3 protein-coding genes are annotated in these 3,010 nt (G+C 71.1%); all 3 read right to left on the reverse strand.

Going from position 1 to position 3,010, the window contains the following annotated elements:
• A partial coding sequence (locus tag DQW06_RS20555) for an exonuclease SbcCD subunit D (protein ID WP_157983522.1) occupies positions 1-936 on the reverse strand: 936 nt, incomplete at its 3' end.
• A 102-nt stretch (positions 937-1,038) separates the two neighbouring features.
• The gene (locus DQW06_RS20560) at positions 1,039-1,698 is read right to left on the reverse strand and encodes an O-methyltransferase (protein WP_013151682.1); all 660 of its coding nucleotides are present in this window, start codon (positions 1,696-1,698) and stop codon (positions 1,039-1,041) included.
• Positions 1,699-1,849: 151 nt separating this feature from the next.
• Entirely contained in the window at positions 1,850-2,563 is a 714-nt protein-coding gene (locus tag DQW06_RS20565; protein ID WP_013151683.1) for a metal-dependent hydrolase, read from the reverse strand.
• Positions 2,564-3,010 lie beyond the last annotated feature (447 nt).

Here is a 3,010-nt window from a genome sequence, read left to right on the forward strand (position 1 = left end):
GTCCATGGGGTGGGCGGGGCGGCGCGGGTCGGTCAGGGTGATCTGGAGCCAGTGGCCGGTGCGGGACTCCCACTCGGGACGGGTGAGCAGGTCCTCGATCCGGCCGCGGATACGGGCCAGGGGGCGGGGGACGGGCGCCGCGGCGAACTCGGCGCCCGCGAGGCCGTCGGCGTCCAGGTCCACCAGCCAGTAGCCCTTGACGTGGTGCTCCTCGGAGAAGGAGTAGGCCAGCGGGCTGCCCGAGTAGCGCACGGACGGGGTGATGGTCTGCCGCCCGTGCAGGTGGCCCAGGGCCACGTAGTCGACCCCGTCGTAGACCGGGACCGGCACGTGCGAGGCACCGCCCACCGAGATGTCGCGTTCGCTGTCGGAGGGCTCGCCGCCGGTCACGAACGCGTGCGACAGGACCACCGACCGGGTGCCGGGCCGCTCGGCGAGGTCGGCGCGCACCAGGTCCATGGCGTGCCCGAGCGCCGCCGCGTGCCCCCGCTCGGGCAGGTCCCAGTGGTGGCGCGCGATCTCCGGTTCCAGGTAGGGGATGCCGTAGAAGGCCACGGGTCCGTGTTCGTCCTCGATGACCACGGGCGTGCCGACGCCGTCCAGGGAGCTGCGCAGGTGGACGCCGGAGGCGTCGATGAGGCCGGTGGCGAAGGACATCCGCGCCATGGAGTCGTGGTTGCCGCTGATGAGGACGGCCCGGGCCCCGGTCTCGCGGATCCGGCCCAGGGCGCGGTCGAAGAGCCGGACCGCGTCCACCGACGGCAGGGCGCGGTCGTAGAGGTCACCGGCCACGACCACCACGTCGACCCGGTGTTCGCGGATGGTGTCGACGAGGTGGTCCAGGAAGGCCGCCTGGGCGTCGATGAGGTTCTCCCGGTGGAAGGAGCGGCCCAGGTGCCAGTCCGAGGTGTGCAGCAGGCGCATGGCACTGGACATTACCGAAGCCCGACCCTTGGCGTGCGGGACGAGAGCCGTCCTGTGGACGACGTCAGGGGCCGGCGCCCTCCGCGGCGCGTCGGTGCCTCGGAACCCGGGGCGTCAGTGCTTGCGGGCGAGGGTGAGGCCGTCGCCGATGGGCAGCAGCACCTGCGTGACGCGCTCGTCGGCGACCAGCCGGTCGTTGAAGTCGCGGATCCCCCGTACGGCCGCCGACGTGTTCTCGCGGTCCACGACCCGCCCGTGGGAGAGGGTGTTGTCGGCCAGGATCAGGCCGCCCGACCGGACGCGGGGGACCAGCTCCTCCCAGTAGCCGACGTAGCCCTCCTTGTCGGCGTCCACGAAGGCCAGGTCGAAGCGCGGCTCCTCGGCAAGCTCCCGCAGCGACTCCAGGGCCGGGCCCAGCCTCAGGGTGATCCTGTCCGCGACCCCGGCGCGCTCCCAGTACCGCCGGGCCACGGAGGTCCACTCCTCGCTGACGTCCAGGGCCAGGAGGCGGCCGCCCTCGGGGAGGCCGCGCGCGAAGCAGATCGACGAGTAGCCGGTGAAGGTCCCGATCTCCACCACCTCCCGCGCGCCGCAGATCCGCGTGAGCATCGTGGTGAAGGCGCCCTGCTCGGGGCCGATCTGCATGCCCCGGTGGTCCGGGAACAGCCGCGCGGTCTCCTCGGCCAGGTCCGCCAGGACCTCGTCCACGGGCTCGCTGTGCTCGACGACGTAGGCGTGCAGTTCGGGGCTGAGGCCCTCTGTGGATCGTGTCACGCCCGACAGCCTAGGCCAGCCGGGGCCCGGCCGACAGGTGCCGGGCCGTCGCGGGGGGTACGGGAGCGGACCCGGCGGCAGCGGGATGCGTCGTGGGGCCTGGCACGGCCCCCGGGGCAGCAGCGCGGGGACGTCACCGCCCCGGCCCCGGTCAGTACTCGGGCAGTAGCGCGGGCCAGTCGAACAGGTAGATGGTCCCCACGATGACGCCGATGGTCAGCAGCGGGGTGACGAACTTCTGCTCGACCGGGCCGTCGGTGACGAAGCCCTTCCCCTGCCCGAAGCGCTTCTTGAAGAAGGGCCAGAAGATGGGCACGCCCATCTTGGTGATCATGTCGCCGAAGAAGTGCAGGACCACGCCGAAGGCCACCGCCAGGCCCAGCCAGCTGTAGTTCACCCCGGCGGTGAACAGCGCCAGCGTGATGCCCGCCGTGGCCATCGCGTTGATGACCCCCGACGCGACCTTGTTCTTGTCCAGGCCGAAGCCCAGGCCCTGGAGGGCGATGCCGATCAGCAGGAACACGAAGACCTGGACGGCCAGCTCGGACCACAGCGCCAACAGCTGTACCAGCACGCCCATGAGCACCGCGAAGAAGAACGAGTGCGTTCCCATCCGGTGCCCGCCGAACAGGAAGCCCAGCATGCCGCTCAGCACCTCGGTGACCTTGCCGTAGGTCTTGGTCACCGTGGCGCTCTTGTGGTCCAGATCGGGCAGCAGGGCCGCACCGGCGCAGACCAGGGAACCGGCGATGATCTCACCGGGACCCAGGTGGAAGCTGAGTCCGAGGAATTCCCTGCCCTGGACCAGCGGAACGACCGCCATCCAGCCGACCACGCCGCTCAGTGCGTGCGAGTGCCCCATCATGGCGGGAACCGTAGCGGAGTACGGCATTTACTGCCAACGCGGGGTGTCCGCCAACGGCGCACCGGTCACCCAGAGCACACGGCCGACGCCCCCGCCGCCCTCCCGGCGGTACCCCTTCGCCACCCAGCGTGTGACCGCGACCCCTCTCCGTGGGAACGCGGGCCCGCGGTGCGCCCCTCCGCGCCTCCTCCGTGCCGGTCGCGCACTCCGGCCGCCCTTTTCCCGCGTGTCCCGGACATTTCCGGTGACGGTTTCCGGACGCTTTTACGGCGACATTTTTCGGACCGAATCCAAACCGATGTCACGGCGCTCCACGAAGGTCATTGACGCTCGTCGTCGTCCGTTGGTAAACAACCACCAACCCCCAGGTGGCGTGCCACCGACCCACGATCCTCTGACAGGAGGGGCCGCACATGAACGCCCACCACCCTCCCCCCGGTTCCCCCG

The sequence above is a fragment of the Nocardiopsis sp. TNDT3 genome, from assembly GCF_003427465.1.
Classification (GTDB): Bacteria; Actinomycetota; Actinomycetes; order Streptosporangiales; family Streptosporangiaceae; genus Nocardiopsis; species Nocardiopsis dassonvillei.

Bases quoted from the DNA above. Each gene is read 5' to 3' on its own strand.
- DQW06_RS20565 (WP_013151683.1), bottom strand. From the start codon at position 2,563: ATGATGGGGCACTCGCACGCACTGAGCGGCGTGGTCGGCTGGATGGCG.